Genomic DNA, 2,496 nt, shown 5'->3' with positions numbered 1-2,496 from the left:
TTTCTGGTGCGTACCGGGCTGAGAGGCGGTGTAAGTGAACTGTAGTTGCCATGTTTTACGGCAATGAGAGCAGAGATAGCGCTGATGTCCGGCAGTGCTTTTGCCGTTACGCACCACGCCTTCAGTAGCGGAGCAGGAAGGACATCTGATGGAAATGGAAGCCACGCAAGCACCTTAAAATCACCATCATACACTAAATCAGTAAGTTGGCAGCATTACCCAGGAACTTCAATAACACTGGCGTTACGGGGTTCAATGCCTGTCACATCCTTACCGACCCACACCACGCGACCGTCTCCGGTGTAAGTTATTTTAATTGTGTCGCTGGCGAAATTCTTCAGCTCTTCATACCAGTTTTTTCCGTCTTCCGAAAAAAGCCAGGTGACATCATATTGTTTTGTCAGCTGATATTGTTCCACGGTTTTCGGATTGCCCGCAGTAATATTTTTTAAATGCAACATTGTTAAACACTCGCCACGTTATACCAGGTGCCATTAATCAGTTTCTGAAGCGGGCGGTAATACACGCCGTTGACGTTATCCGCTGAGTCACGGCCGGTATCCGATATCGCTATCCCTGACAGCCCGTGTCCCGAAGGTGCGCGAAATCTCCACGAAACGGTGTTACTGCCGGGGCTGTAATACATTTCATGGCCATACCGTACATCCTGTACCCCCTCTGTTCGATATTTATAGCGGGCATCGAAGTTTCCGTAATTTAACGGAATTACCTGTCCGTTTACGGCGAACGTGATGCTGTTATCTGTATTCCTCTGGCTGAAAAAATGCCAGCCTGAATCATCGCCAAGCTCTGCAACAACAGACCTGGATGGATTACCCCACAAATAAAACGCTGCATTTTTCGTGGAGTTGTTGGCGCTGGATAACGTGAATTTTCTGGCAGTTCCGGCCTGAATATTCTTAAAAGCAATAGCCACTCCATTCTGAAAGCGGAATACACGCTGACTATTAGCATAAACATCCAGAATACCGTCTCCATTCTGTTTAAATCCGGTGTCATTATCACCAAGAACAATTGAATTCCCCCCCAGGGCGTTCTGAACGCCGATACCCAGCGCACCATTGACCTGCGAACCACCGCCAACAGACACTTTATGCGACATGGATATTTCACCCGTCCGCAAATTAATGGTGAACGGGCGCAGGGGACCAATATCGCCATTTTCCCCCTGACCTTCACTGGTGGGAATAAGGTGCAGGCACTCTTCCGAACGACGAAAAATCAGGCCAAAAGCTTCGTTGAAAATCCTCAGCGCATTAACACCACGGATTTTCAGCTCTCCGGTTATTTTATCGCCTTCCCGATGAACATAGCGTTGATCTGACTGCTCTTTACTGTAAACCTGAAGATTATCCCGTGCCGTCCCTTTATTCTGAAGGTCTGACAGATTGTTCTTCTGCCGCAGGAATATCCTTTTCGGATCCTCAAGAAGATTTACCCAGCCCGCACTGTCGGAGCCTTCAGGATCGGTCAGGTTATCGTCTGTGGTATTCAGCCAGACCGCTGTTGTTGCGACTCCGGCGAGAATGGCTCCTTTTGCATATCCACCAATGGCCCCCGCAAAACCGGCATTATACGTGTACAAACCGCCAGCTTGGGCGAACCGTATTGCTGCGGTAATATCGTACATCAGACCGTTAAAATCCTTGCCGTGTGGCGGTATACCTCCCGCTGAGACCGCTGTCATGGTCACCGGAGGAAAACCTGAATCATACGCAGCATTACCGCTCTCTCTGGTCTGCTGTGTCGCCTTGTCCGGGATACGGTTTTTATCTCCGGTACTCGCAAAGGGGACCGCCAGCTGGCGGGGTTTATCACTGGCCTTCATTACGGGACTCCTTTAAAACTACTGAAACATAAACACCCGGCGGGGACGGCAGTGCACCCGACGACTGGATAATCGCCAGTTCTGCCAACGAGAGCGCGGACTCAAAGATGTAACTCATCCTCAGCCCACCATTATTCAGAACATAAGCCCGCCGTTTTTTTCCGAACATAAATCTCAGCATCCGGTTAATATCCGGAACGGAACAGTCAGTAATGTTCGACATGGCTTTCATCAGTATCAGCCGCCGGTATACAGCATCAGACAGGTCAACAGTCCGGGTATCCGATTTTCCGTTGTAAAACGGTGCCTGATTAGACTGGCCCCCTGAATCTCCAGACAACCAGTATCACTTAAATAAGTGATAGTCTTAATACTAGTTTTTAGACTAGTCATTGGAGTACAGATGATTGATGTCTTAGGGCCGGAGAAACGCAGACGGCGTACCACACAGGAAAAGATCGCAATTGTTCAGCAGAGCTTTGAACCGGGGATGACGGTCTCCCTCGTTGCCCGGCAACATGGTGTAGCAGCCAGCCAGTTATTTCTCTGGCGTAAGCAATACCAGGAAGGAAGTCTTACTGCTGTGGCCGCCGGAGAACAGGTTGTTCCTGCCTCTGAACTTGCTGCCGCCATGAAGCAGATTAAAG

General features: G+C 49.4%; 3 protein-coding genes and 2 pseudogenes. 1 reads left to right on the top strand and 4 read right to left on the bottom strand.

Annotated features, from left to right (window positions below; genetic code table 11):
- The 4 genes and pseudogenes from BGK49_RS26805 to BGK49_RS12175 all read right to left on the bottom strand — a co-directional run.
- Nucleotides 1-165: IS1 family transposase (locus tag BGK49_RS26805; protein ID WP_047664789.1), on the bottom strand; the 165-nt coding region annotated here is incomplete at its 3' end.
- 56 nt (nucleotides 166-221) lie between these two features.
- A pseudogene (locus BGK49_RS12185) lies at nucleotides 222-461 on the bottom strand (tail fiber assembly protein); the annotation flags it as partial.
- Nucleotides 462-463: 2 nt separating this feature from the next.
- The gene (locus BGK49_RS30435) at nucleotides 464-985 is read right to left on the bottom strand and encodes a phage tail protein (RefSeq protein WP_077897081.1); all 522 of its coding nucleotides are present in this window, start codon (nucleotides 983-985) and stop codon (nucleotides 464-466) included.
- Between the two features lie 850 nt (nucleotides 986-1,835).
- Nucleotides 1,836-2,162 (bottom strand): annotated as a pseudogene (locus BGK49_RS12175) (DUF2612 domain-containing protein); the annotation flags it as partial.
- Between the two features lie 90 nt (nucleotides 2,163-2,252).
- Here BGK49_RS12175 and BGK49_RS12170 point away from each other — a divergent pair.
- The coding region (locus tag BGK49_RS12170; RefSeq protein WP_000567704.1) for a transposase at nucleotides 2,253-2,496 on the top strand (244 nt) is incomplete at its 3' end.

This window comes from Shigella sp. FC1544 (genome assembly GCF_001722145.1).
Lineage (GTDB): Bacteria > Pseudomonadota > Gammaproteobacteria > Enterobacterales > Enterobacteriaceae > Escherichia > Escherichia coli.
Note: the sequence above shows the minus strand (reverse complement) of the source record. Positions and strands in the feature narration are given on the sequence as shown.